The following is a 25,168-nucleotide window of genomic DNA, read 5'->3' as shown; positions in this document are numbered from 1 at the left end:
CTGATTCCTCTCTTTAACATTATTTAATATGCTTATTGCGTTTGGTGACATATACCAAATTTATTCAGGAGAAAGTAATGAAAAAGATTATTCTTGCGGGTGTGCTTGCAACCATGATGGGTTCAGCACCAGTGATGGCTGCTACTGCTACCACAACCACTCCGGCGCAAGCTGCTACCGCAAATGTACAAAAAGAAGCTGCCGATGTTATGCAGGTCGCAGTGCAAGGCGCAAATGCGATGCGTGATATTCAGCTTGCTCGTCTGGCCCTGTTTCATGGACAGCCTGACAGCGCTAAAAAATTAACCGATGACGCGGCTTCCCTGCTGGCTGGCGACAGCAAAGATTGGGCGAAATTTGTAAAAGCTGCGCCTAAAGCCAAGATGATTGACGATCAGTACGTGGTTATTAACGCTACGGTCGCGCTGTCAGAAGACTATATTGCGACTCCGGCCAAAGAATCCGCTATCAAAACAGCGAATGGCAAAATGGCCAAAGGCGACTGGAAAGGTGCAGTGGATACTCTGCAACTGGCTGGTATCAGCGTGCTTCAGACCCAATACCTGATGCCTCTGAATCAGACTCGTAAAGCCGTTGCCAGCGCGCAAAAACTGCTGACTTCCGGTAAATACTATGAAGCAAACCTTGTGTTAAAAGGTGCTGAAGATGGCATTGTGGTCGATAGCGAGATGATCGGCGCAGGCCAGTAGTACTCAGCACTACGGAGTGTTGAACCAGGACTTTCTCTCCTGATCGGGCAGCTACAGCTACCCGATCAGGGGGATTAATGGCTAATCAGACTGTCTATCTCAATCTCAATTTCCCGCATAACAGCAATAATCTTCTGCAATGCCTCCTCGCGTTCTGACAGAGAAAGCTCGTCATGCCGTCTGGATTCGAAAGGTTCGCACAGGTTCTGTAGCGCAGTGATACCCAGAATTTGCGCCGAGCCATGCAACCGGTGAAGAGCTCGCAAAAACAGCTGAGGTTCATCTTGCAGAACGGCTTTCTCAGCCGCTTGTATATCATTCAGCGTTGCCTCGCGAAATGTCTCGAGAATCTCGTTCATCAGTGCGCGATCGCCGCCGGTATTTTCCGTCAACACATTGAATTTCAAATGCCGGATTGTACAAGGAGACGCATAACCGGTTTCGATTTTACTCAATTCATGGGTCAGTGTCTGAATCGACACAGGCTTGAACAGGCACAAGTTCATACCATTTTGCAGGCATCGATCGCGTGACTGTGGAAGTGCGCTGGCCGTCAGTCCCCATATTTGTAAATTCGGCTGTTGACGACGTAGCGAAGCCGCGAGATCAAACCCGTCTTTTTTCGGCATATTTACATCAGTTATCAGCAGATCGTACGATTTCTTCGCCAGTTTGGCTTCTGCTTCCTCCCCATCACACGCTTCATCCACGCTGTAGCCAATGGCATTCAACTGTCGCTTGAGCAGCAGGCGATTGGTTGGATTATCGTCAGCTATCAAAATAGACAGACACGGAAGCGGTAACAGAGTACCGGGCGCATCGCCATCCGATACAATCGACTGTCGAGCTGTTTCAACCGGCAGCGTTATGGTAAACGTGGTTCCTTGCAACGGGACGCTCATCAACTCCAGCGTGCCGCCCATCAACGTCACCAGTTCTTTGCAGATAAATAACCCAAGACCGGAACCGGTTTGTTGACGCCCGCAGCGTCCCTGAGCGTAACGCTGAAACAGCCCCGCCTGCTCCTCTTCACTAATACCGCAACCGGTGTCGCTAATGGCAATAGTCAGGGTACCGTGATTCTCCCCCTCAGGCATCAAACGGGCCGTCACATGAATGCTGCCCTGCTCGGTAAACTTCAACGCATTACCCACCAGGTTGGTGAGAATTTGCCGCAAAGCCTGCTGATCGACAAATACCCGCTCGTTCGCCGGCAACTGACTAACACAGGCAAGCGTAATGCCTTTCTGTCTGGCTAAGGCATCGAAAGAGTGGCACTGCAATTCAATGAGTTGCGAGAGATCCGTCCATTGAGGAACAACCTGGTATTTACCAGACTCAATCTTATCCACATCCAGAATCTTACCGATCAGCCCAAGCAATGACTGGGCCGTCGCCCCGGTAAGGGCAATCGCCTCTTTTCGCTGTGCCGGGCTGAGTTCTGAACTCGACAGTAATTCCACAAAGCCAACAATCGAACTTACCGGAGTACGTAATTCATGGCTCATACTCGCCAGAAAGCGACTTTTTGCCTTGGTTGCTTCAATCGCTTTATTCTTTTCGTTTTCCAGTTCTTGAGATAATGCTTCTTTGAGATGAAGCTGCTCTTCCAGTAGCCGCTGCGATTGTTTCCTTTTATTTACCTCACGGGAGAGTGAGATCCCCCAGATCAGGCTAATTGCTATCAGCAGCAGCGCGAATATCCCCAGTTGATAGAACTGTTTGCTATATCGACTCCAGAAATCGACCTGCGTATTGGAAATTTTCGACCACCTCTCCGTCATCTGCAAAATTTCACGTGGCGGTATGGCCTGTAGCGCTTTATCCATAACAGACTTCAACATCGGCTCGCGGGGAGAGATTGCAAAACTTACCGACGCACCAGGCATATCTGGAAGCCTAAAAAAGTGCATATTTTTCTGGTAGTAATGATCGACCATAAATCTTGCCGACAATTCGGTAGCGATTGCCGCATCAACGCTGCCCTCCTTGACCATGGCCATCGCAACACTGCCAGTATCCGCATTCACCCAGGTGGCCTGCGGATAGCGTTGCTTAAGCTCACTTTCCAGCACATGCCCGGCAGGCAAAGCAATGCGTATCGGCTTCTCCAGTAGCGATTCGGCGGTTTCCTCACGGGAAGTGATCATCACAAATGCCACATTCATCAGCGGATCGCTAAAGGCCGAATTGGGCGGGTTTTGATGAGTTAGCGTGATAGTGGGATACATATCCCACTGTTCGCCGCTTATTTGCTTTGTCTGCTCACTTTTAGAGCTAGCTAAAATGGGTTCAAAATCGAGCCCCGTTTGCAGATGAATAATATTCAGCAAATCACCAATAATACCGCGTAACTCACCACTGCGATCGACCAGCGTATAGGGCGAGTAATCTGGGTTGATTAAAATGCGGATAACATGCTTTTTCTTCAACCACGCTTTTTCCTGATCGGTGAAAGGAATAGGCGCATTCAGATAGGCAAGGTTGCCGCGGTTCAGCCAGTTCTGCATGACTTGCATATGAATTTCATTACTGATTGACGTAATGAAACCATCAAGAATATTTCTTAATACAGGCTGATCTTCGTTAACGACAAAATAATTATATTGTTCTTGCTTATCAAAGTAGTGCGTAATAACCAGTGATTGTGAGAAGTATCGAGAGATACAATGACTGCTGGTGATATTGTTACCAATATAATATTGGTTATCGCCATTCACTACCGACGCCATAGCCTGATACTCGTCGTCATAAAATGAGACTTTAGCCTCAGGAAAAGCCCCCTGGATAACATCGAGAAAAGGGCAATCCCGTACACACGCGACGCTAACCTGATGGTTCGAGGTCAGCGGCAGCAGAGTGTTTTTTAGCGATGTTACAAGCGTCGGCCACGTGGTCAGCAATGCCGAAGTGCGCAACAGATTTCCACCAACATCCTGGCGTCGGGACAGTTGGGTTATCAGCGTATCAACATCGTTATTGGCGAGCGCGGCCAGCGCCTCTTGCTCATTATCATACTGCTTTATAATGATTTTTAGATTGAGGTTCTTTTGCATTAACGCAAGGTAATCCGCGTTGACGCCCCGATAATATTCACCGCTATTTTGATAAACAATGGGGGAGACTTCCGGTAACCAGGTGCCAACAACCAAGGTTTTTTTATGCGCTAACCAGTTTGTTTCTTCCCTGTTCAAGCCGATATTTTGCACTGAGGTATTATAGTTACTTTTTAGCTCAACTTGCCGAGCTGAGCTTACACCCGTAGACAACCCGATGGTAAAGATGACCATCAAAAAAATAAAAAAGCGTTCCAGCATTACTCTATCCTATTTTATTTCTCTGCGCATAATCATAAATTTCCATTAATGATGAACAATCTAATTTTTCCATCAACCGGCTTTTATAGGTACTTACCGTTTTATTACTAATATTCATTTTGCTGGCAATTGTGCTGTAATCCATGCCATTAAGGATATAACGCAATACTCTCATTTCCTGGTTCGACAACGTATCAAGCTTATCCTGCTCGCTGACGGATGAACCAGTAAAATGCTCAAGGGAAAAGGGAAAATAGCTATAGCCATTTTTTGCTGCTTCGATTGCGGCAAGAATATTATTCATACCTTCTTTTTTGCTCACAAATCCGTTAGCACCGTATTCGGCGCTACGTTTGCCGTAAAAAAATTCATTTTTAGCTGAAATGATAATGATTACACCAGCATAGTGCCGCTTTCTCAGCTGCTCCAGCACTTCGATGCCACTGATACCCGGAATATCCACATCGATAATCAACAGCTCCGGTTTGGTTTTTTCAACGGTTTGAACCACTTGATCTCCACTGTCGAGTTCGGTGGTCACAGCGATACCATTGGTATCGAGTAAGTTGCGGATGGCAATGCGAGCCAATGGGTGATCGTCAACGATTATCGCGTTCATTGCGTATAAGAATCCCGATAAATAAAGAGAGGCGATGGCTATAGAGCAGATGAGTCTTCAATATTATGTTTTATAAACGCAAGACTTTAAGAGGAAAATTCTAGCATAGCCACGCGTATATTTTATTATTTTTTCATAATCCGAATGAATAAATCATAAAAATAACATTTCGATTTACAAAAATTAAACTTTGAACCTTTGTAAATATCAAATCATTAACACAACACAAAGGAAAATTCCTACACATGTAGGACATGCCTTTCATTTATTAGGGTTCATTCTTAACAAAGTTATTAATATCAATAGCGTAGTAAGCATTAGAACCGTAAAAATACGGAAAATGCCCCTCATTTGACGAACCTCCCGTTAGGGTGGCATGGTGGAAAACCGCCATCAAATGGCCGCTTACGTTGAACATTCCTATGCACATTTCTATGCCAGCAACTTTACATTAAAAACAAATATTGTTTTTCAATACGTTGCCTACGACAGTTTTTTGTTAATTTTATTTCTATATGAAATTATCCTACACTTGTCTTTATGCTTAAATAAAGCAGAAACAGCGCATATTCAAATTTCCAGGTTACATCGATGCGCTGATAAAAAATAAGATAGAGCATTTTTTCATACTTTCGGGTGATAACAATTTTACTAACCTGAATTTTGGAGAAACTGTAAACACAGAGGGATCGTACACTGGCACAACCTGGCGGGAAGAAAAACCGGCCAACGTTAATAGCACCACTTTCACATTCTAAGGAGAAAAATAGGTTACCAGAACAGCAAGTTACGCTTCTCTTCTGGTAGTAAGCAAAGCAATTGATTGATGGCGTATAGCAAAATGAATCAAATACGAGAATCATTAAACAATGTTGTATTCCCTGACACAATGCCTGACGCATGGCCTTATCAATCCTGGTGTTCACCTGAAAATATTGATACCGATATTACATGGTACTCATTTACTGAGCTGGATTTGATGATCGAAGCCTGGTTGGGTAAAGACTCTCTCATCCCGGTGAACAAAACCGTATGGGGTTTTGTGAACGAAAATGAACCATTAATCCAGATAGTTATCCACGAAGATATTGCATATATTGCAATTAATCACAGATTCTATTCATGGGTAATTATTGTTGCAGGAACATATAACTTAAACATCAGTCTCGATCTTGCCTCCATATTTAAACACACAGCCTTAGCCGATACAGCGCTATGTATTATAGCCAATCGCGTTGACATACATTCAGTAGAGGTATCTCTTAACACCGCCCGCTCTTTTATGAACTTCGTTTTCTTTCATGAATTGGTTCATTTGATGTGTTGCCAGCATCAATACATCAAGATGAATGGCAACCAACTTCCGTATATCAGGACCATGGAGTTTATTGCCGACTTTCTAGCGTACGAACATTCACTCATGCCTGTAACTTACGAATATACCGTACAAAAAGACAGCTGGGATCTGCAGATGAGTACCGCTCGATGCCTTGGCTTTGTCATCGCGTCCTATTTCATCATTAAGACGAAACAGATCAACAATTTAAATCTATATCCATCCATAAATGAAAGAACCACCTTATTGCTGAGTTATATATTATCGCCATCTTTAACGCGGAGTGAACGGGAGGGATTACTGCTAAAATATGAAGCCAGTGGAATAATGGATGCTTATATCCGGCGAGGAAAGCTAGGATTTAACATTGGCAATAATGATTCCCTCATCTCGACTGACTATTCTGCATGTCGTTGTAATTGCAGCAAATGCAGCGCATTCGCCAACGAGATATGTAACAAGGCCAAACCATTGAACAGCGAAGTATTAAACCATATGAGCATTTATACAGAATGCTTCCCTAAAAATAAGGTTTTTTACCCCTTTCCTATTATAGATAAAAGAGATAACAAAACATCTCATTTTTGTAGTTTACAAAACCCTATACTGTTTTCCTTAGAGAAAACGATTAAAAGATCCTCTGCATTTCTTTCAAACCGATTCCTGAGTTTCCACTAAGAGCCTAATGGGATAGGCTCTAAATCACTTATTTCCGTCATCCTTAATGTGGCTCTGGAACAGCAGAGCCACAAGAGAGAGACATTAATCAGGCTTTACTGGGCAACGCTCCCACTGCGTGCGAGCTTTTGACTGTCAGTGTAACGACAGCTGAGCACAACAGTGCAGCAATCATAAAGATAAAGGCGCTGTTATAGCTTCCGCCACTACTTTGGATAAGCCAGCCGATGATAGGCGCTGATACAACCCCCGCCATCTGGCCGCCAAAGTTAACAATACCGGATGCCCGCCCCATGATGTTGCTCGGGATCGTATCCATCAGAATGCCCCAGAACGTCGCCATGGCAAAGAACATGAACAGGGCTGAGACACACTGATAAACCACCGCCATATCTGCACTGCTCACGCTGAAAGTCAGATACAGGAATCCCGCGGCAATAACAGAGGTTACGACATACAGCGTTTTACGCTGGGGTTTGAATTTGTCTGAGCAATAACCGCCTAATAATGTTCCGCCTGCCCCGAACAGGAAGGGAATGGCCGCCATGACACCGGTCTTTGCCAGAGAAAACTCTCGTACGGTAATCAGGTAGCTTGGTAGCCAGGTTGAAAAACCCCAGAAGGTGATATCAAACAAAAACCAGATACTGGCCATTTGCCAGAGCACTGGCATTTTGAGTACGTCTTTAAACGCGATAGCGCTGGTGTTTTGCAGGCTCCCCTGATCGTCAGCAGCCAGCTCCGCCAGGTCTTGCTGCGTAATGGCAGGGTGATCTTTCGGGTTGTCACGCGTAAATAAGTAGATACCTGCCGCGATAAACAGACCGGGAATACCCAGCACGATAAAAACCATGTGCCAACCAAATGCCCCGATGATGCTTGCCGCCACAACTACCGCCAGCGCTGGGCCTAAGGTGTTAACCGTTGACTGAATCGCCGTGGCGCGACCACGCTCTTTCGACGGGAAATAGGTTGATATCATCTTCCATGAGGCCGACGGGAAACATCCCTCACCGATACCAAAGAAGAATCGTACTGCTAACATCAGCGGCAGCGTCAGCACAGCGCCGGTTAAGCTGGTGAACACAGACCACCATGCAATACCAATGGCCATGATTTTGCGCGAGCCAAATTTATCCGCCAGTAATCCACCGGGAATTTGAAACGCAGCATAACCAATAAAAAAGGCGCTAATAATTAAACCTTGTTGAGTCGTATCAAGATTTAAATCTTTGCCAATATAAGGGAGCGAAACGCTCATCACCATTCTGTCGAGAAAAGAGAGCAGCCACGCCAGCCAGATCAGGGTCAGGACGGTATATCTTGCTTTCCAGGTCTTGGGTTTACCTGAAGGTAAAGACGTTTGTAGGTTCATTGTGATGTCCTTAGGGTGTAGTGATCTACCGCGACCATAAATAGTCACGATAGATCCATGCGTGTTTAGCGTTATTTATTAATATTGTTTTCTAATAACCGTACCGCTACAGGCATAACTTTCCGTGCCATTGATTAAGGCAATGCGCCCATTAACCATGACAATTTCAATCCCTTCCGGGTACTGATTGGGTTCCACAAAAGTGCCTTTATCCGTAATTGTGTTCGGATCGAACATCACAATATCCGCTGCATAACCCACCTTCAGCAGTCCGCGATCCTGCAAACCCAATACTTCAGCAGGTTTCCCCGTCATCTTGCGGATTGCCGCTTCCCAGCTCAGACATCCCTCTTCACGGACATATTTACCGAGTACGCGAGGGAATGCGCCAAACACGCGCGGGTGCGGTTTGCCAGCCCCCATTAAGCCGTCGGTACAGACGTTTTGCTCAGGTCGACAGAGAAACTTAATCACGTGCTCTTCGGTACCGTAGAAGTCGACCATCCCCACGGCGTTTTCCTCTTCAAAGAGCAGATCGAAGGTGGCGTTGTACGGATCTTTTCCGCGCAGCTCGCCCAACTGGACGAGGTTCAAACCGACAGCATCCTGATTTTTTGCCGTTTTTACGCTGGTGACAAAAATCTGGTCCAAACCGGCAAAATCGATAAAGTTATCCCAGCCAGGAATACCCTGCTGAATATCATCAATCATTTTGGCGCGCAGTTCGGGCGAGGCGAGACGCTCAAGTAATTTGTCCGTACCACCGGAGTGAACCCAGGGCGGCAGGATCACGCCAAGCATCGTACTGCCCGCCACATACGGATACTGGTCGAAAGAGATACGAATTCCCTCTTCCTGCGCCTGTTCCAGCATGCCCAGCATCTGGTCGATCAGCCCCCAGTTTTTCTTGCCGCAAACCTTCATATGCGAAATATGTAGCCAGACGCCAGTGGCTTTGGCGATATCAATCAGTTCCTGGGTTGAGTTGATAATATCGTCAGCTTCACTGCGCTGATGCACCACAAAGATCCCGTCATATTTCGCCGTGACCTTACACAGTTCAATCATTTCGGCAGTATCACCAAAGGCGCAAGGCATATAGATAAGTCCAGTGGAAAGTCCAAATGCCCCAGCCTTTAGCTCCCGCTCAAGGACTTCACACATCTTCGCCACGTCTTCACGGGTCGAAGGACGACCATCCAGACCCATCGCTTCCATGCGCACGTTGCCATGAGGAACTAAATACGCGAGGTTTGTCGCCGGATGACGCGATGCCAGCAGATTGAGATAACCGTCTGTATTTTTATACTTCCAGTCAATTTTGTCGGTGTCACCGTCCAGCCCGGCGATATTTTTACGCCAGGCTGGAATATATTCTTCAGGTAGCGGTGCTAAGGCGACGCCATCCTGGCCCAACAGTTCGGTGGTGATACCCTGACGAATTTTTGCCGACAGCGCGGGGTTAATAATGGCCGACAGGTCAGAGTGCGTATGGGTATCAATAAAGCCAGGGCAAATAATTTTTCCTGTTGCATCAATTACCTGTTCATTGATGCCAACTTCAATTTGACCGATTTCGACAATACGTCCTTCATCAACCATCACATCGGCAATTCTGCCTTCACTGCCTGTCCCATCGATTACATTTCCGTTTTTGAAAATGGTTTTCATCGTTATTCTCCATGGCGGTGCTGCTGAGCGACACCGCCTGTAAGGTAAGAGGTGGTTATCTTTATTTTTATTGGCGATAGAGTGTCTGGATGATGCTGTAATAGCCGCTGGCTGAGCCGGTTAACTGATCGATCTCGATATACTCATCAATGGTGTGTGCCAGGTTTTCTCGTGAAGGACCGAAGCCGATGGTTTTGATTCCCGCTTCGCCCGCATAGTGGCTACCGTTGGTACAAAATGAGTACTGCGTAATGGTTGGATTAAAGCCAGCCTCGCGAACGCCCGCCAACGCTGCCTGCACGAATTCGTCGGACTCGTCGTACACCCAGCCGGGGAAGAAACGCTCTCCCTCAATCGTGGCGCCGGTATAGCAAGACTCCTGACCCACCGCGTAGGACACTCGGGCCTTAAACTGCGGATCCTGAGCAATAAGTTCAGCAAGCGCATTTTCCAGCGGAGCAATCACGCTTTCTTTGGTTTCACCCACCAGCAAACGGCGATCGTAGGTTGCGCGACAGTAATCCGGTACCACCGAGGCTCCCGGGTACGGCGAAGATTTAATGTCAGTCAGTTCCAGAATGCCAGGCCCCAGAACCGGATGCGTCGGCGGGGTGATCGTGCGAATTTTGTCGATCAATTGCGCCATTTTGTACACCGCATTAATCCCCGCCTGTGGGTTAGCGGAGTGCGCGGGCTTACCAAAGGTTTCGACCACAATCTCAGCGCGGCCACGCTGACCAATTTTCAGGTTTAACTCGGAAGCTTCACCGATGATCACGTAGTCTGGCTTATAGCGCTCGCTGACCAGGCGGGCAGCAATACCTTCAAAACACTCTTCATGCACGATGCACGCAACGTAGATTTTCCCGGCAAAATTTCGCTGATTGTCCTGACCGAAAAAGCCCACGGCGGAGATCATCGCCGCCACGGCGCCTTTCATGTCTGTTGTGCCGCGACCATAAATTTTGCCATCTTCAATATCGCCGCCGTATGGGTTGCGGGACCACTTCTCTTCATTCACCGGCACGGTATCGATATGTCCATCGAGAACCAGCGTTTTCCCCGGCTGGTTGCCGACAATGCCGCCAACAATGTTGCCGTACTTATCAACGTGGATGTCATCGAATTGGTAATGCTGCATCATTGTTTTTATGGCATTAACCACTTCCCCTTCCTGACCGGAATAACTTTTTTGTTGGATCAGCGCCTGACAGTTTTTAATGACTTCTTCAATGCGGTTTGCAGATAACATGGGTTTCTCCGTTATATCTCTCAATCAGGGAATTATTTGTTGATGCCCGGGTACTGACCGCCCCAGACAATATCCAGATATTGTTGCGGGTCGGTATCCCCTTCGGTGCTGACTAACAGCACACGAGAGTGCGCATCCAACCCCAGTTGCTCACGCGTTTGCGCCAGTTCAGGCGAGGTCATCAGCAGCGCCAGCAGACCGGTAGTAACCGCACCTGACTCACCCGAAATAATCTGTGGATCACCTGCCAGCGGGTTGCCCAACATGCGCATGCCCAACGCTGCAACTTCATCAGGACAGGAGGCAAATGCGTTGGCATAATCGCGCAGCAATTTCCAGCCGATACTGTTCGCTTCACCGCAGGCGAGACCGGCCATCACGGTTTGTAAATCACCGCCCACCGCAATGGCATCTCCCTCTTTCGAACGGGCTGAGCGGTAGAGGCAATCGGCAATTAACGCTTCGGCGACGATCACTTTCGGGCGATTCTCCCCCCAGGCTGCCGTCACCATTCCCTGAACCATTCCGGCAAACGAGCCGACGCCTGCCTGCACAAAAATGTGCGTCGGCGCAACCTGATGCAGCTGATCTATCGCCTCCAGCATTAGCGTGCCGTAGCCCTGCATAATCCACTGCGGGATCTTTTCGTATCCTTCCCACGCGGTATCCTGCACCACAATCCAGCCATACTTTTCGGCCTGTTCTGCGGTCATACGAACCGCATCGTCATAGTTCATATCGACGATCTCAGCGGTAGCGCCTTCGTTACGGATAGAGGTCAGACGTTGCTGCGAAGAGCCCTTCGGCATATACACCACGGCGTTTTGCTTCAGTTGGCGCGCCATCCATGCCACGCCGCGACCGTGGTTGCCATCAGTAGTGGTGGCAAACGTGACGGTTTGCAGATCGTGGCGTACCTCTTCGCTGGTCATCACGTCAAACGGCAGTTCGCTGATATCCTTACCAACTAATTCAGCGATATGGCACGCCATCGCATAGGAGCCACCCAGCGCTTTAAAGGCTTTCAGGCCAAAACGCTGAGATTCATCTTTGAGGTAGATATTTTTTACGCCCAGTTTTTGTGAAAGCGCCGGTAGCGTATACAGCGGCGTCGGCGCGTAACCCGGAATAGACCGATGAAAATTCAACGCTTTTACCAGTTCCTGGCGGCTAAACGGTGCCAACGGCGCGTTCGGATGTTCGGTAAACGGTGTCTGGTTAATAAAAAATGATAAGTTTTCCTGCATCATAAAACCTCATTGTCCTGGTATTTCATTCCCTGTAATCGGTGCAATACAGAGATATTTCCGTTATCGGTATTGGCAATAGAGCAAAATGCTTACCAGCTTTTTATTAACCGAGTAAATTCTTATGAATATTTTAATAAAGGCTTTAATTTCAATAAATTAAATAGAAATAAAAATTGACACCAAAAAATATCACGGCGTCAGTTTATCGCCTCATTTTGATAAATTCTCATTACTGATAAATAGTGTGATCGCTGAAGATAAAATAAGAAAAACATCCAAAAACAGCGTGATAGATTGATTTTTCGCAAATCATTTTTGCATTTCTTCGCCTATTTATCATTTTCCTTGAGAAATGCGACACACTGCCGGAGAAGTACCATGATTTCAGTACTCAGCAATATTCAGGATGATATATGCAATTATGCCGACGCTATTTCTGGCATAACGGGCACGGACGTTGAAATCATTGATGAATCTTTAATGCGCATCGCGGGTACCGGGAAATATCGGCATATGCTCAATGAGAACGTGGCCAAAAATGGCTACATCTATCGTCACGTTTTGCAGGTGCGAGAAACGGTACTGATCAAAAATCCCGGCGAGCATCCGCTGTGTCAGTTATGTGAAAAACACCACTACTGTTCTGAAATGCTGGATTTGAACGCACCAATTTTTCTCAATAATCGCGTGATTGGCGTGATCGGGATTATTTGCTCAACCCAGGCACAGCGTGACACGTTACTGAGCCAGATTGATAAATTTGTCACCTTTATTGAGCAAATCGCCGTAATGATCTCCAGTAAGGTCTTTGAATGCCTGGAGCGTTTACGCGCGCAGGAAACGCTTGGCGCATTTCGGCGTCTGATCGATGCTATGGACCGCGGCGTGGTGGCGATTGATGGCAAGGGTCTTATCTGGCATGCCAATCATTCAGCCGACCGCATCCTCAACCGTGAGGTTCAGGGATTACCACTGACCATTGAAACAACCGGGGATAGCCTGTATGGCGATGAAGAAGCGTGGCTGACGCTTGAAGGTCAGAAACATCATGTACTGTGCAAACAAATTTCGCTCTCCTCGCAGGATAACGATCGCTTAACCATGGTTATCTTTCGTGATGCACACGACTACCTGAGTAACCTTACTCCATCCCCTTATGAGTCCGACATGCAGGTGCGACTGATTGGTCACTCTCCCTCAATGGAGCAACTCAGAAGCACCATCGGTAAAATCGCCAACAGTTACGCCAGCGTGCTCATCACCGGGGAAAGTGGCTCGGGGAAGGAGGTCGTGGCTTTTGCCATTCACCAAAGCAGTCCACGTAAAGCCGCGCCTTTCGTGACAATCAACTGCGCGGCTATCCCCGAACAACTGCTGGAAAGCGAACTGTTTGGTTATGTTCGTGGCGCATTCAGCGGGGCCGATCCCAAAGGACGAATGGGAAAATTTGAACTGGCCAACGGCGGCAGCCTGTTTCTGGATGAGATTGGTGATATGCCGTTGCACCTGCAGGCCAAGCTGCTCAGGGTCTTGCAGGAAAAGGCGATCACCCGCGTTGGCTCTAATAACACCATCAATATTGATGTGCGCATTATTGCCGCGACCAACAAAAACATTAATGCGATGGTGGAGAATAATCAGTTTCGCGAAGATCTTTTCTATCGGCTGAACGTGGTCCCTCTGGTACTTCCTTCTCTGCGTGAACGCCGGGCTGATATCGCGGTCCTCGCACAGTATTTTGCCGATGAGTTCTCGGTCAGTTACCAGCGACCACCGCAAAAACTGCCTGATGACGTTATTAACCGCCTTTATGCCTGGCACTGGCCGGGCAACATTCGTGAATTACGCAACGTGATCGAATACATTTTTGTGATGCGCGGAGAAGCCGCCGGGATCAACGCCAGCCATCTTCCCCCTTACCTGCTCAGCGCCGCTGACGGTAGGAAAACGACGATGACCGCGCAACCCCGTCAGCTTGCCAGCAAAGGAAAACAGGCGGAAAGGGAAGCTATCGAAAACGTCATCCAGCGATTCGGCTCAAGCGTTGAGGGGAAAAAACAAGCCGCGACAGAACTGGGGATCAGCATTGCCACGCTCTATAGAAAAATAAAACTGTACGGTTTGTGAACCTCCCCCTCTTAACGAAGAGGCTCACGTAAAACCATACTGTGCAACCGAGTGCGTTACAGGGCCGATTGATTTCGATGCTGCTCGAAATAGCGTCTGGCCTTATCGTCAGCTTCTTTCAGGGCTGTCGGATTCAGGTTCTTCTGCGCGCTATCCAGTCCATTTTGTGCATCAGAATTCCCATTAGCAAAGGCCACCGCACTCCAGATATACGCCTGAGCATAATCCTGAGTTACCCCTTTGCCTTCAAGGTACATGGTTCCCAGCATCCCCTGAGCTTCTGCATTTCCCTTTCTTGCGGCCTGTTCAAACAACTCAGCGGCTTTTTTATCATCCTGAGCGACGCCATTACCTTCTAAATACATCAAGCCAAGATCTTTCTGCGAGCCTGCATCTCCCTGGGCCGCGGCTTTCTCCAGCCACTCCACCGCTTTTTTACTGTCCTGGGCCGTTCCCTCTCCTTTTGCGTACATCATGCCAAGCATGCCCTCGGCCAGCATATCCCCTTGAAGAGCAGCCTGATTAAACAGCTCAAACGCTTTTTTGTGGTCCTGAGCCACACCCCCCCCCTCACCAAGGTAATACATCGCGCCGAGCATGCTCTGGCCCAGCGCGTCCCCTTTGCTGGCGGACTGTTTAAACAGCGCGAAAGCTTTGTCAGTATCCAGACCGACACCATCACCTTCAAAGTACTTTCTGCCCAGTAATCCCTGCGCTTTGGCATCCCCTCGTTCAGCCGCTTTACTCAATGACTTAACGGTGTTGTAGCCCTCTAATAGCGACGCCTTACTTTCAAGGAAACGCTTTGCGTCAGGATTGCCCTTCTCAACCGCACGATGGAGCCACTCAATGGCATGATAGTTTCCGCGCTCGGCAGCAATGCTTAACCACTCGACGGCCTGCTTATTGCCTTTTCCGACTTCGTTGTCAAACCACTCAATGACCTTACCGTCATACCAGCGCGCGCCCTCACCATCAAAGTAGACTAAGGCGAGCAGATAACGCGCATCGAGATTGCCCTGCTCAGCCGCACGGGTCAGCCATTCAACAGCGTTCTTGTCATTCTGCTGCACGCCCTTACCTTCGAAATACAGCACACCGAGATAGTATTGGGCATCGACATTCCCCTGGGCCGCCGCTTTGCTAAACCATTCGGCCGCTTTCTTGTCATCTTTCAGGCCGCCTTTGCCCTCGTAGTACATCAGTGCAAGCAGATGCTGAGCACTCGCATTACCCTGCTCAGCCGATTTGGTCAGCCACTCGCTGCCTTTACTGAAATTCTGCTCTACCTCTTTCCCTTTTAAGTACACGGTTGCAAGCACAAACTGCGCCTGCGCATCCCCCGCCTCAGCACCCTGCTGTAAAACAGCCACAGGTTCTTTATTCCACTCTTTTGCTTGTCCCTGTGAAGATCCCGCACCCCACAATATTCCGATAAAAGTGAAGGCGAGGAGAGGCCGAATGTTCATAAAACGTAATCCTTGTTAAGAAAAGGCACATAATGGAGATGCTCCAACGGCAAGCCAACTTATTTAACTGCGATTGTGATCCATGTCAGAACTATCAGATATTAACTAGGAAATGTGCAAAATATAATTCTTTGATTATGCAGGTGATCCTTAGTGAATAATGCACAACAAAAAGGCCATGTTAATAACATGGCCTTTCGTCTGGACATGGCGTTGAAACTTAATCAAACACACCATTAATAACAGCGGTGACAATCGCCGTGCTCAGTGCAATCAGCACCAGATTATCGCCAATAACCTGCCATTCATAGCCCGGGTAATACGGAAGTTGATTCAACATTGATGGCGGAACGCTCTTCCTGGCGATCCCCGGAGGAAGCGGTTTTCCTCGCGCCAGATTTTTGGCAATACCTGGAGGCAGTGACTTATAGCCCGTTAGACCGTATGTGACGGCATACTGCCTGGCCACGTTATAGCTGATGTCACTATCGACATGGTCCGGCTTACCATAATTTTTACGCTGTTCTGATTGTGCGTTATTTTTTTGGTCCGCGTGTCCTTTCTGGCTATGACCACTATTCCCCTTGTTCCCGCTATTACCATGATTGCCACTGTTACCATTTCCGTTGCCATTGCCGGGGTTAGCCAACACAGGAGTGGCACACATCGTCATCGCAGCAACGGCAACTACCGCCGCGGCCAAAGTACGGAGCCTGGACATGATGATTCCTTAAGCTGTGGATACAAATAAAAATGTACGGTATTCGCTGAATACTGGCTATCGCTTCAACTCCGATTTATGGGCAAATAAACGATGTTGCTTTGCCATGGGCTCCCCAGATTGAGCGTTTTTGAGATTACAGCTCGCCATTCCCGCTATCTCAGATCGGCAAGCGACAGGCACAGGATCTGAGTTTTTGGGAATAACTTCGCGAAAATGGAGAGAAAACGACGTTTTTTTTCGGTTAAGCTATGTTCATGCTTTGGCGTTACCCCATGGCCGGAATCACTATCCAGGAACCCAACCATAATGGCAAAAAGTACCCCGCAGCTGCCGCTCGACCCCCATATGTGTCGCAGCTATGAGAAAAAGTCGCGAAGTCCGCTGGCGCTCTATTCCGAGTATCAGCGTATGGATGTCGAACTGCGGGCGCCGCTGGCTATGACCTACAGCCACTGGCATGGCCAGGTTGAGGTGAACGTGCCATTTGATGGTGATGTGGAGTATCTCTTTAATGACGAAGTGGTGAAGAGCAAACAGGGTTTTATCACCTTGTTCTGGGCCTGTACTCCCCATCAACTCACGGATGCCGGGCACTGTAAACAGATGGCCATCTTCAACTTACCGATGCATCTGTTTTTGTCCTGGCCGCTGGACAGGGAGCTGATTAATCACGTGACCCACGGGATGGTGATTACTTCGTTGGCTTCACAGCAACTGAGCGCGTTTGAAGTACAGCGTTGGCAGAATGAACTCAATAGCGATAACGAACAAATTCGCCAGTTAGCCATTGATGAAATCGCGCTAATGCTCAAGCGCTTTAGCCTCGCTGGCTGGCGGCCGGTACTGGGTAACAAAACGTCGCGCACCCAGAAAAACAGTATTTCACGGCATTCACAGTTTTACGTAAGCCAGATGCTGGAGTTTATTGCCGCCAACTGCGACAAACAGCTTACTGTCGATGCTATTGCCGAACACGTAAAGCTCAATCCCAATTATGCGATGGGTATTTTTCACCGGGTGATGCAACTGACGATGAAACAGTATATTACCGCGATGCGCATTAACCATGTGCGGGCTTTACTCAGCGATACGGATAAAACAATTCTGGATATCGCTACAATTGCAGGATTTCGCTCCAGCAGTCGATTCTACAGCTCGTTCCATAAATACGTCGGCATGCCGCCACAGCAGTATCGCAAATTGAGTCAACAACGCCGATATCATTCACCTTATGCCGAGGGGTAATTTATTCAACAAACGTTCTCTTACCTTACTACTAAAATATAAGCACCAGAATAGCAGGTCAAAAAAGATAATCTGCAGCAGTTAATAAAATAGGGTTCAGCCATGAGCTCTGGCAACTATGTTGCTCAGACATGAGTGACCTGTAGCAGGTATTTATTTGACGTGTTCAACCATTAACGATTGGGATGGAATTATGGAATCAAATAACTGCACCGCCAATAACAGAAAGCCATTGTCTTTCTTTTGGTCAGTTTTACCCATGGTAGTCATGCTGGGCGGGATTAGCATCGGATATTTTATCTTCAATATTCGTGCTGAACCCATGATCCTGATGGGAACGGCAACCGCCTCGTTTATCGCCATCGCTCACGGCTACACGTGGGATGACATTCTACAATCTATTTGCAATAAAATATCTGAAGCGCTGCCGGTCATATTAATTGTCGCCAGTATCGGTTTCTTAATTGGCGCATGGATGGTGTCAGGCACTATTCCAATGATGATTTATTATGGTTTGAAGTGGATTAACCCGCAGTATTTCTATATTTCGGCATTTATGCTGGGAGCACTAATCTCAGTATGCACCGGTACCTCCTGGGGTTCTATCGGGACCGTTGGTATTGCCATGATTGGCGTAGCGATTGGTCTGAATGTCTCGCTGCCCATTGCCGCTGGTGCCATTGTTTCAGGCTGCTGGTTTGGTGATAAGCTCTCACCGGTTTCTGATTCAACCAACATGGCTGCACTGGCTGCCGGGGTAAACCTGTACTCGCATATCGGCCACCTGCTGTGGACTACCGGCCCGGGTTTTATTATCTGCTGCGTCGTTTACAGCTATATGGGCATGGGCATTGATGCCTCGTCCAGCGCGCCAGAAAACATTACCAACTTGATGAATTCTATTGGTCAGATTTATCACTTTAATATTCTGCTGCTACTCCCGCCGATCATCGTTTTATATGGCTCACTGTCAAAAAGACCGCCCATTCCGATGCTCTTTTTATCTACGATAGTCTCAATGATTTTGGCGTTAGTCTTTCAGCAATTTACGGCATCCTCTGTCGGCGAATCCGTGGTCAGTGGCTTTAAGCTCGCAATGCTTACCGGAGATAATCTGCCGGCACTGTCTTCCGATGTTTCCCGCTTACTGGAGCGAGGCGGCGCTATTTCAATGTTTAGCAGCTTCGTTACCGTTTTCAGCGCCTTCAGCTTTGCCGGGGCAATGAGTGCAACAGGCTCGTTGCACACCGTGATAAACGCGCTGACAAAAGGCGTTAAATCCACATTCCGCCTGGTGGCTACCACGATTGTGACGACATTTACCATCTGTGCCTGCACGGCAAATGGGACCTTACCGTTGCTGCTGTGCGGTGATGCCTTTAAAGAGGAGTACAAAAAACGAGGGCTTGCGGCAAAAAACCTCTCGCGAACCACTGAAGATGCCGGAACCGTTGTCGAACCGATTATCCCCTGGTCTGCCTCAGGCGTTTATTGCGCCACTATGCTGGGCGTTGCCACGCTTGATTACTTGCCCTGGGCAATCCTCTGTTACAGCGGTGTCATCTTTGCCCTACTGTGGGCGGCAACCGGTATTGGCATTGCTAAATATGAGCCCAATGAAGCCACTGAGAATATGGTTGAGCAAAAATCATAAACGACTAAATAGCTAAATATTAGCTATCACCAGGGTAAATTAAATATTTCCATTAGATATACATAAACATTCTTCGCTTTTGCGTTGCTTACACTATTTTCAGAGACTTTCCAGGAGTCAACAATGTCTTTGTTTGATGATATTGTCACAAGGGATGTTAATTGTCGCAAATACGGGCAATTACAACAGATGTACGGTACCACCGATGTATTACCGCTGTGGATTGCAGATATGGATTTTGCGACACCAGAGCCAATCATGAGCACGCTGCGTTCGGTGGTGTCACAGCCTGTGCAAGGCTATAACCTGGATTATCCACAATGGAAAGAATCTGTTATTCATTGGTATGCACAACAGTATGATGCCGATATCAAGGCACACTGGTTACATTTTATTCCCGGTGTTATAAAAACTATCGTACTCTCTTTAATGGCGCTTACCCGTCCAGGCGATAATATTTTAACCTGTACGCCAATCTATGATCCCTATCCTAATCTGGTAAACACCAGCGGTAGGAATTTGATTCAGACGCGCCTCATTGAGAAAAACGGGCACTATGAATTTGACTGGCATGATTTCAGCGAGAAACTCAAGCAGTGCAAAATGTTTTTGTTCCCTTCACCGCATAATCCAGGTGGAATGGTGTGGTCGCGGGGAACGTTGGAAAAAATCAGCCACTATTGCCAGCAGGCTGGCGTCATCATTCTGTCTGATGAAGTGCATAGTGATTTAACCCTGCCAGGAAAGCGCCATTTGCCGTTTTTTACTGTTGATGAAGCACCAGATAGTCGGTCAATCGTGCTTACTTCCATCAGCAAGACCTTCAATACGGCGGCGATCCAGGGCGGAATCGCCATTATTAAGAATGATGAATTACGCCATCAGTTCTACCACTTTCTGGATAACTGCTACCTTGCCGAGACGCATTCATTGCAGCAGGCGGCCATTTATAGCGCTTTTACCCATTGCGCCGACTGGCACCAGAAATTATTGGCCTATCTGGCCGACAATGTAGCGTTTGTGAGAAGTGAAATTGAAAAGCACTGTCCTTTGATCTCAATAGTGTATGGCGGCGCGTCGTATCTGTTATTTCTGAATGCGGAAAAAATGGATCTCAGCGATGAGCAGCTAAGCGCTTTTTTTGTGCATGACGCCAGGCTTGGCCTGTCACCTGGGGCGCAATACGGTCCCGGTGGAGAGGGGCACATGAGACTCAACGTTGGCTGCCCGCGCCCGGTACTGGTAGACGCGATGAACAGGCTAAAAGCGGCATACCAGAAATGGCAGAACGCATAGCGTATATCACACGATTTGCCCTGCCACGGTGGGGCAAAATTATCCAAAGATGTTGCTGAACTGCTATAAAGTCTTTCCCTTCTGTCGGCTGGTGTTAAACTGGAAAGTGTGATCTTCATCATAACCTGCTTAAACAGAGACAAGAGACACTGCTATGCAACATATCATCGAGGGCTTCCTCAACTTCCAAAAAGAGATTTTCCCTCAACGCAAGGAACTCTTCCGCAGCCTGGCATCCAGCCAGAATCCTAAGGCACTTTTCATCTCCTGTTCCGATAGCCGCCTGGTACCAGAACTCGTTACTCAGCAAGATCCAGGACAGCTTTTCGTTATCCGCAACGCCGGTAATATCGTACCGTCATTTGGTCCGGAACCGGGTGGTGTATCCGCAACCATCGAATACGCGGTTGTCGCACTTGGCGTAACGGATATCGTCATCTGCGGTCACTCCAATTGTGGCGCGATGAAAGCCATTGCCGATAGCCAGCCCCTGGATCCGATGCCCGCTGTCGCTCACTGGCTGCACTATGCCGATGCCGCGAAAGCCGTGGTCGATAAAAAAACCTGGGATAACCCAATCGATAAAGTTAACGCCATGGTGGAAGAGAACGTTATCGCACAGCTTAACAACATTAAAACGCATCCTTGTGTCGCGGTTGGGCTGCGCAATAATGCGCTTCGTCTGCACGGTTGGGTGTATGACATCGAAAGCGGTGAAATCCGTACCCTGGATAAAAACAGCAAAACCTACGTTTCCCTTGCAGATAACCCGCAGGTGCATTTCGAGTAATTCCCCCCACTGGAGCAAGGATGCTCTGGACATCTCCTATCCCTATTTCTGTTAGTGGACAAAACAAGGGCTTGCGACTAGTTTTAAAGTAGCCACTGGTGTTCCACGCCGGTTTTCGCACATTTATACAACATTGCGACAGGCTCATTCACTGAGTCGCAAACAGCTGTTCATACATGGTGCAGGCGATAAAAAGGATCAGGTGCAGATGCAAACAAAAATAAAAAGAATAATGGATAAGTTATTTTATCATGAGTCGTGGGACATCATGCTTATTAAGGATAATGGTACACACTCATTCCCCGACAACACTCTGGAGATATTAAGCAAATCCACTGCGCAGCAGTTAAAAAAGAAATATACATTTCAGGCCGATCCTTTTCTGATTGAAAAAGACGATAAACTGTATGTTTTCTATGAAGCTCTTAGCTTCCGCAACTCAAAAGGCACGCTACGATGTCGCGTTCTTGACCGTGAACTGGTTGAACTTGAAGATATTAGGCTTGAAGGCTTTGACGACTTAAAGTGTCATTTGTCATTCCCTTATCTGATACATATCAACGATCAACTGTTCATGATCCCCGAGTCTTCAGAAAGAAAAGAGGTAATACTGTTTCAGTCAATTGAGTTCCCTGCACGCTGGAAGCAAGTTAAAGTTTTAATCTCTGATACCAAATTAACCGACAACGTATTTATCTCAATTAATGAAACCTGTTATCTGTTGTCCACAACGATGGATAACGAAATAATTATTCATTCAGCAGATCATATTTATGGACAATGGCAGCGGATTACCCCCTCATTGAAGGTGAGCAATCCTCATCATCGAGGTGCAGGTGCCTCCTATCTGGTCGAAAATAAAATGTACTTCCTTACACAGGAGTGCACGCCGAAAACTTATGGAAAATCAATCTATATCAAAGAATTAGTGACACTAAACGACGCTAATTTTGCTGAAACTCTGATCGAACAAATCAATTCGTCGATCAACCACAGTGACGGCGTCCACACGCTGAACTTCTCAAATAACTATATTGTTTATGATACAAAAATAAACAAATTCAGCTTTTTATCTATACTTAAAAAAATATCTTATAAATGCATGGTGAGGTATCGCAACTATTACCTTACCAAACGTAACCAATAACGCGTTCTCTATGGTACTGGCGTGAATCAATCCCCGTTTATCTGGAGTCTGTATGGCAATTCTTGTCACTGGTGGTGCAGGTTATATTGGTTCACATACTGTGTTAACGCTACTGGAAAGAGGCGATGATGTCGTAGTCATCGATAATCTGGCGAACGCCAGCAGAATCTCGCTGGACAGGGTCGCGGAACTCACCGGAAGAGAGCCCATTGTCTATATCGCCGATGTTCTCGACAGGCAGGCATTAAAAAACATTTTCGCCGACCATAACATCACCGATGTCATTCATTTTGCGGGACTCAAATCGGTTTCAGAGTCGATAAAAGAGCCCCTCGCCTACTATGAAAACAACGTTACCGGAACGCTGGTTTTACTGGATGAGATGCTGGCCGCTGGCGTTAATCGTTTCATTTTTAGCTCATCTGCCACGGTATATGGTAATCCAGAAAGCGTGCCGCTGAGCGAGCAATCGCGCACGGGTGGTACCACTAATCCGTACGGCACGTCTAAGTTGATGGTCGAACAAATTCTGGCCGATTTCTCACGTGCACAACCCGATTTTCGCATTACCTGCCTGCGCTATTTCAACCCGGTTGGCGCCCATCCATCGGGTCGGATTGGTGAAGATCCTAACGGTATCCCTAATAACCTGGTTCCGTATATCTCCCAAGTCGCGATTGGTAAGCTGAAAACCGTGTCGGTGTACGGTAATGATTATCCAACCCCTGATGGTACCGGTGTGCGTGATTATATTCACGTCATGGATCTGGCGACCGGTCATTTAGCCGCGCTGGATTGCCAGAGCAAAGGCGCGGCTTATAAGGTGATTAATCTCGGTACCGGTGTCGGTTATTCCGTGATTAATCTGATTGAGGCATTTGAAAAAGCAGCGCAGACAAAAATAAACTATCAGTTTGTCGCCAGAAGACCCGGAGATATTGCCGAATGTTGGTCTGACCCATCGCTGGCATACAAAGAGCTAGGTTGGAAGGCCATCTACAACCTTGATGAAATGATGCGTGACACCTGGAACTGGCAAAAAAATAACCCGAATGGGTATCAAATTTAATGTTCTCAGCAGCGAGCCTGACCGTCAGGCTCGCTGCTGTGTCTGACTAGCGTACCGTTATTGTTGATACCCGGTACCAGCCGCTGCTCTGTTTCCCTTCATTGGCAAAGTTAATTCTCGCCGCACCCGACTTATCCAGCATCGCAACCTCAATCGCGTATTGCCCTTTCGCCAGTCGGCCTGGCATAGATAACGCATAACTGACCTGATACTTACCGGGGAGCCAGCGGCGAATATCCTCCGCGGAATTCCCCTGTGCCACCACCTTATTGGCGCTGTCTACGACCCGGAATGCCAGTATGTAAGGCAGATAAATCGGTGCGATACCCTCATTGTACCAGGTACTGTTCAATATCAGCGTTTTCCCGCTGACCCACACGGACTCATGACTCAGGGACGCAAGGCGAAATCGATAGCCCAATTTGGTCAGCGCATTGTCGACAATCGGTCGATAGTCGCTGGGTATCGTTCTCGATTTCAGGTTAATGGTACTGGCGTGCTGCTTGACCGCCCAGTCAAAAATCCCCTGCACTTCAGAACGTGTATAGTGAAAGGTGTTCTTCCAGTCCTGCATATACGAGCAGATCTCCAGACTCACCGGCGCACGTTTCCAGGCATCGTTAAACCCTGAATAACTCTGCTGCGCAGCCAGCAATCGCTGGGGGTAATCATCAGCCATATGGTTCCAGGAGTCCGAAAATACGCGCAGGTCCCCCCAACAGTCCGCACGCCACCCAGCCCCACGCGCCACCGCATTCGCCAGACTTTGACCGCCGCTTATCAGCATGGTTTTTGGCGTCACCGGAAAAGCAGAAAAGTGCATCGCGACGTAGCGATCCAGTTGCGCCGTGGTGTATCGCTCCAGTAATGGCTTCAGGTTAGGGAAGTTGCTGTTATGCCATTCTCCCCACGATCCCACCATGCCAATATCAACAAACGCGAGATTCTCATTACCATCGTAGCGCTTACCAAATGCGTTCAACAGACGCTGACTGTATTGAATAAACAGAGGATCGTCTAAATCCGGGGCAAATGTCTTTTTATCCGGCGTCCAGGTTCCTTTCACGCCTTTTTTAATCAGCCAGTCAGGAATTTGCGAACCGCTTTCCGGCTCTGCCAGAGCCATAAATCGTAGCCCGACATTCATCGCAGGACGATGTGCCGCCGCGTATTTGAAGGCATCATCCACCAACGCAAAATTGTACTGGCCTTCGACTGGCTCCAGGTCCCGCCAGTAAAAACGCTCGTATTCAAATCCGGTATTGGGATAGTCCGCCAGCCCCAGCGTTTCACCGTATCCCTGATGAAAACTTGCCACGCCAATCCCCGGATTGGTTAACGGGCCCGTCAATGCTTTGGGGGTGACGGTCGTCAATGCGGCCATAACCGTCAGCGGGAAAAACATGCTCAACAACGCACAAACCCATTTACGCTTCATC

The 25,168-nt window shown here is 47.8% G+C and carries 18 protein-coding genes; 9 read left to right on the top strand and 9 right to left on the bottom strand.

Annotation, left to right across the window (positions count from 1 at the left end; all coding sequences use genetic code 11):
- The first annotated feature begins 77 nt into the window (after nt 1-77).
- Nucleotides 78-710: a YfdX family protein gene (locus OGY04_RS14730; protein WP_003826081.1), complete on the top strand. Its 633-nt coding sequence runs from the start codon at nt 78-80 to the stop codon at nt 708-710.
- 74 nt (nt 711-784) lie between these two features.
- Here the strand turns inward: OGY04_RS14730 and OGY04_RS14725 are convergent, their stop codons facing one another.
- Together OGY04_RS14725 and evgA are read right to left on the bottom strand one after the other, a co-directional pair.
- Nucleotides 785-4,027 (bottom strand): ATP-binding protein, encoded by a 3,243-nt coding sequence (locus OGY04_RS14725; RefSeq protein WP_286585456.1) that lies wholly within the window; start codon nt 4,025-4,027, stop codon nt 785-787.
- 4 nt (nt 4,028-4,031) lie between these two features.
- Nucleotides 4,032-4,646: an acid-sensing system DNA-binding response regulator EvgA gene (gene evgA / locus OGY04_RS14720; RefSeq protein ID WP_008785570.1), complete on the bottom strand. Its 615-nt coding sequence runs from the start codon at nt 4,644-4,646 to the stop codon at nt 4,032-4,034.
- A gap of 841 nt (nt 4,647-5,487) precedes the next feature.
- Between evgA and OGY04_RS14715 the strand changes: the two genes are divergently transcribed.
- Nucleotides 5,488-6,660, top strand: coding sequence for a hypothetical protein (locus OGY04_RS14715; RefSeq protein WP_286585455.1), 1,173 nt, complete (start codon nt 5,488-5,490; stop codon nt 6,658-6,660).
- Nucleotides 6,661-6,748: 88 nt separating this feature from the next.
- Here the strand turns inward: OGY04_RS14715 and OGY04_RS14710 are convergent, their stop codons facing one another.
- From OGY04_RS14710 to dpaL, 4 genes are all read right to left on the bottom strand, one after another.
- Entirely contained in the window at nt 6,749-8,035 is a 1,287-nt protein-coding gene (locus OGY04_RS14710) for an MFS transporter (protein WP_003826074.1), read from the bottom strand.
- Between the two features lie 78 nt (nt 8,036-8,113).
- Nucleotides 8,114-9,706 (bottom strand): N-acyl-D-amino-acid deacylase family protein, encoded by a 1,593-nt coding sequence (locus OGY04_RS14705; protein WP_008785573.1) that lies wholly within the window; start codon nt 9,704-9,706, stop codon nt 8,114-8,116.
- A 67-nt stretch (nt 9,707-9,773) separates the two neighbouring features.
- The gene (locus tag OGY04_RS14700) at nt 9,774-10,958 is read right to left on the bottom strand and encodes a YgeY family selenium metabolism-linked hydrolase (protein ID WP_071445418.1); all 1,185 of its coding nucleotides are present in this window, start codon (nt 10,956-10,958) and stop codon (nt 9,774-9,776) included.
- A gap of 32 nt (nt 10,959-10,990) precedes the next feature.
- Entirely contained in the window at nt 10,991-12,205 is a 1,215-nt protein-coding gene (gene dpaL, locus OGY04_RS14695) for a diaminopropionate ammonia-lyase (RefSeq protein WP_020996285.1), read from the bottom strand.
- 381 nt (nt 12,206-12,586) lie between these two features.
- Between dpaL and OGY04_RS14690 the strand changes: the two genes are divergently transcribed.
- Nucleotides 12,587-14,335 carry a sigma-54 interaction domain-containing protein gene (locus OGY04_RS14690; protein WP_100272000.1) on the top strand — a complete coding sequence of 583 codons (1,749 nt, stop codon included), beginning with the start codon at nt 12,587-12,589 and terminating at the stop codon, nt 14,333-14,335.
- Nucleotides 14,336-14,391: 56 nt separating this feature from the next.
- Here OGY04_RS14690 and OGY04_RS14685 read toward each other — a convergent pair whose 3' ends face one another.
- The gene (locus tag OGY04_RS14685) at nt 14,392-15,804 is read right to left on the bottom strand and encodes a tetratricopeptide repeat protein (RefSeq protein ID WP_286585454.1); all 1,413 of its coding nucleotides are present in this window, start codon (nt 15,802-15,804) and stop codon (nt 14,392-14,394) included.
- 220 nt (nt 15,805-16,024) lie between these two features.
- Complete coding sequence (locus tag OGY04_RS14680) at nt 16,025-16,525, bottom strand: anti-virulence regulator CigR family protein (protein ID WP_048236605.1); 501 nt, start codon at nt 16,523-16,525, stop codon at nt 16,025-16,027.
- A gap of 309 nt (nt 16,526-16,834) precedes the next feature.
- On the opposite strand from OGY04_RS14680, the gene melR reads away from it, so the two are divergent.
- The 6 genes from melR to galE all read left to right on the top strand — a co-directional run bounded on the left by melR (nt 16,835) and on the right by galE (nt 23,729).
- Nucleotides 16,835-17,773, top strand: coding sequence for a transcriptional regulator MelR (gene melR, locus OGY04_RS14675; protein ID WP_286585453.1), 939 nt, complete (start codon nt 16,835-16,837; stop codon nt 17,771-17,773).
- Nucleotides 17,774-17,966: 193 nt separating this feature from the next.
- Complete coding sequence (gene nhaC, locus OGY04_RS14670) at nt 17,967-19,427, top strand: Na+/H+ antiporter NhaC (protein ID WP_286585452.1); 1,461 nt, start codon at nt 17,967-17,969, stop codon at nt 19,425-19,427.
- Nucleotides 19,428-19,550: 123 nt separating this feature from the next.
- A complete protein-coding gene (locus tag OGY04_RS14665; protein WP_057067647.1) occupies nt 19,551-20,723 on the top strand; it encodes a MalY/PatB family protein in 1,173 nt (390 codons plus the stop codon).
- 154 nt (nt 20,724-20,877) lie between these two features.
- The gene (locus OGY04_RS14660) at nt 20,878-21,513 is read left to right on the top strand and encodes a carbonic anhydrase (RefSeq protein ID WP_003826059.1); all 636 of its coding nucleotides are present in this window, start codon (nt 20,878-20,880) and stop codon (nt 21,511-21,513) included.
- A 208-nt stretch (nt 21,514-21,721) separates the two neighbouring features.
- Nucleotides 21,722-22,660 carry a glucosamine inositolphosphorylceramide transferase family protein gene (locus tag OGY04_RS14655; RefSeq protein ID WP_008785582.1) on the top strand — a complete coding sequence of 313 codons (939 nt, stop codon included), beginning with the start codon at nt 21,722-21,724 and terminating at the stop codon, nt 22,658-22,660.
- A 52-nt stretch (nt 22,661-22,712) separates the two neighbouring features.
- Nucleotides 22,713-23,729, top strand: coding sequence for a UDP-glucose 4-epimerase GalE (galE, locus tag OGY04_RS14650; RefSeq protein WP_286585451.1), 1,017 nt, complete (start codon nt 22,713-22,715; stop codon nt 23,727-23,729).
- A gap of 46 nt (nt 23,730-23,775) precedes the next feature.
- Here galE and OGY04_RS14645 read toward each other — a convergent pair whose 3' ends face one another.
- Nucleotides 23,776-25,167, bottom strand: coding sequence for a DUF4832 domain-containing protein (locus OGY04_RS14645; protein ID WP_286585450.1), 1,392 nt, complete (start codon nt 25,165-25,167; stop codon nt 23,776-23,778).
- Nucleotide 25,168: the final 1 nt, after the last annotated feature.

This window comes from Citrobacter sp. Cpo091, from assembly GCF_030332645.1.
Taxonomy (GTDB): domain Bacteria; phylum Pseudomonadota; class Gammaproteobacteria; order Enterobacterales; family Enterobacteriaceae; genus Citrobacter; species Citrobacter portucalensis.
This window is presented reverse-complemented; position numbering and strand designations above follow the sequence as displayed.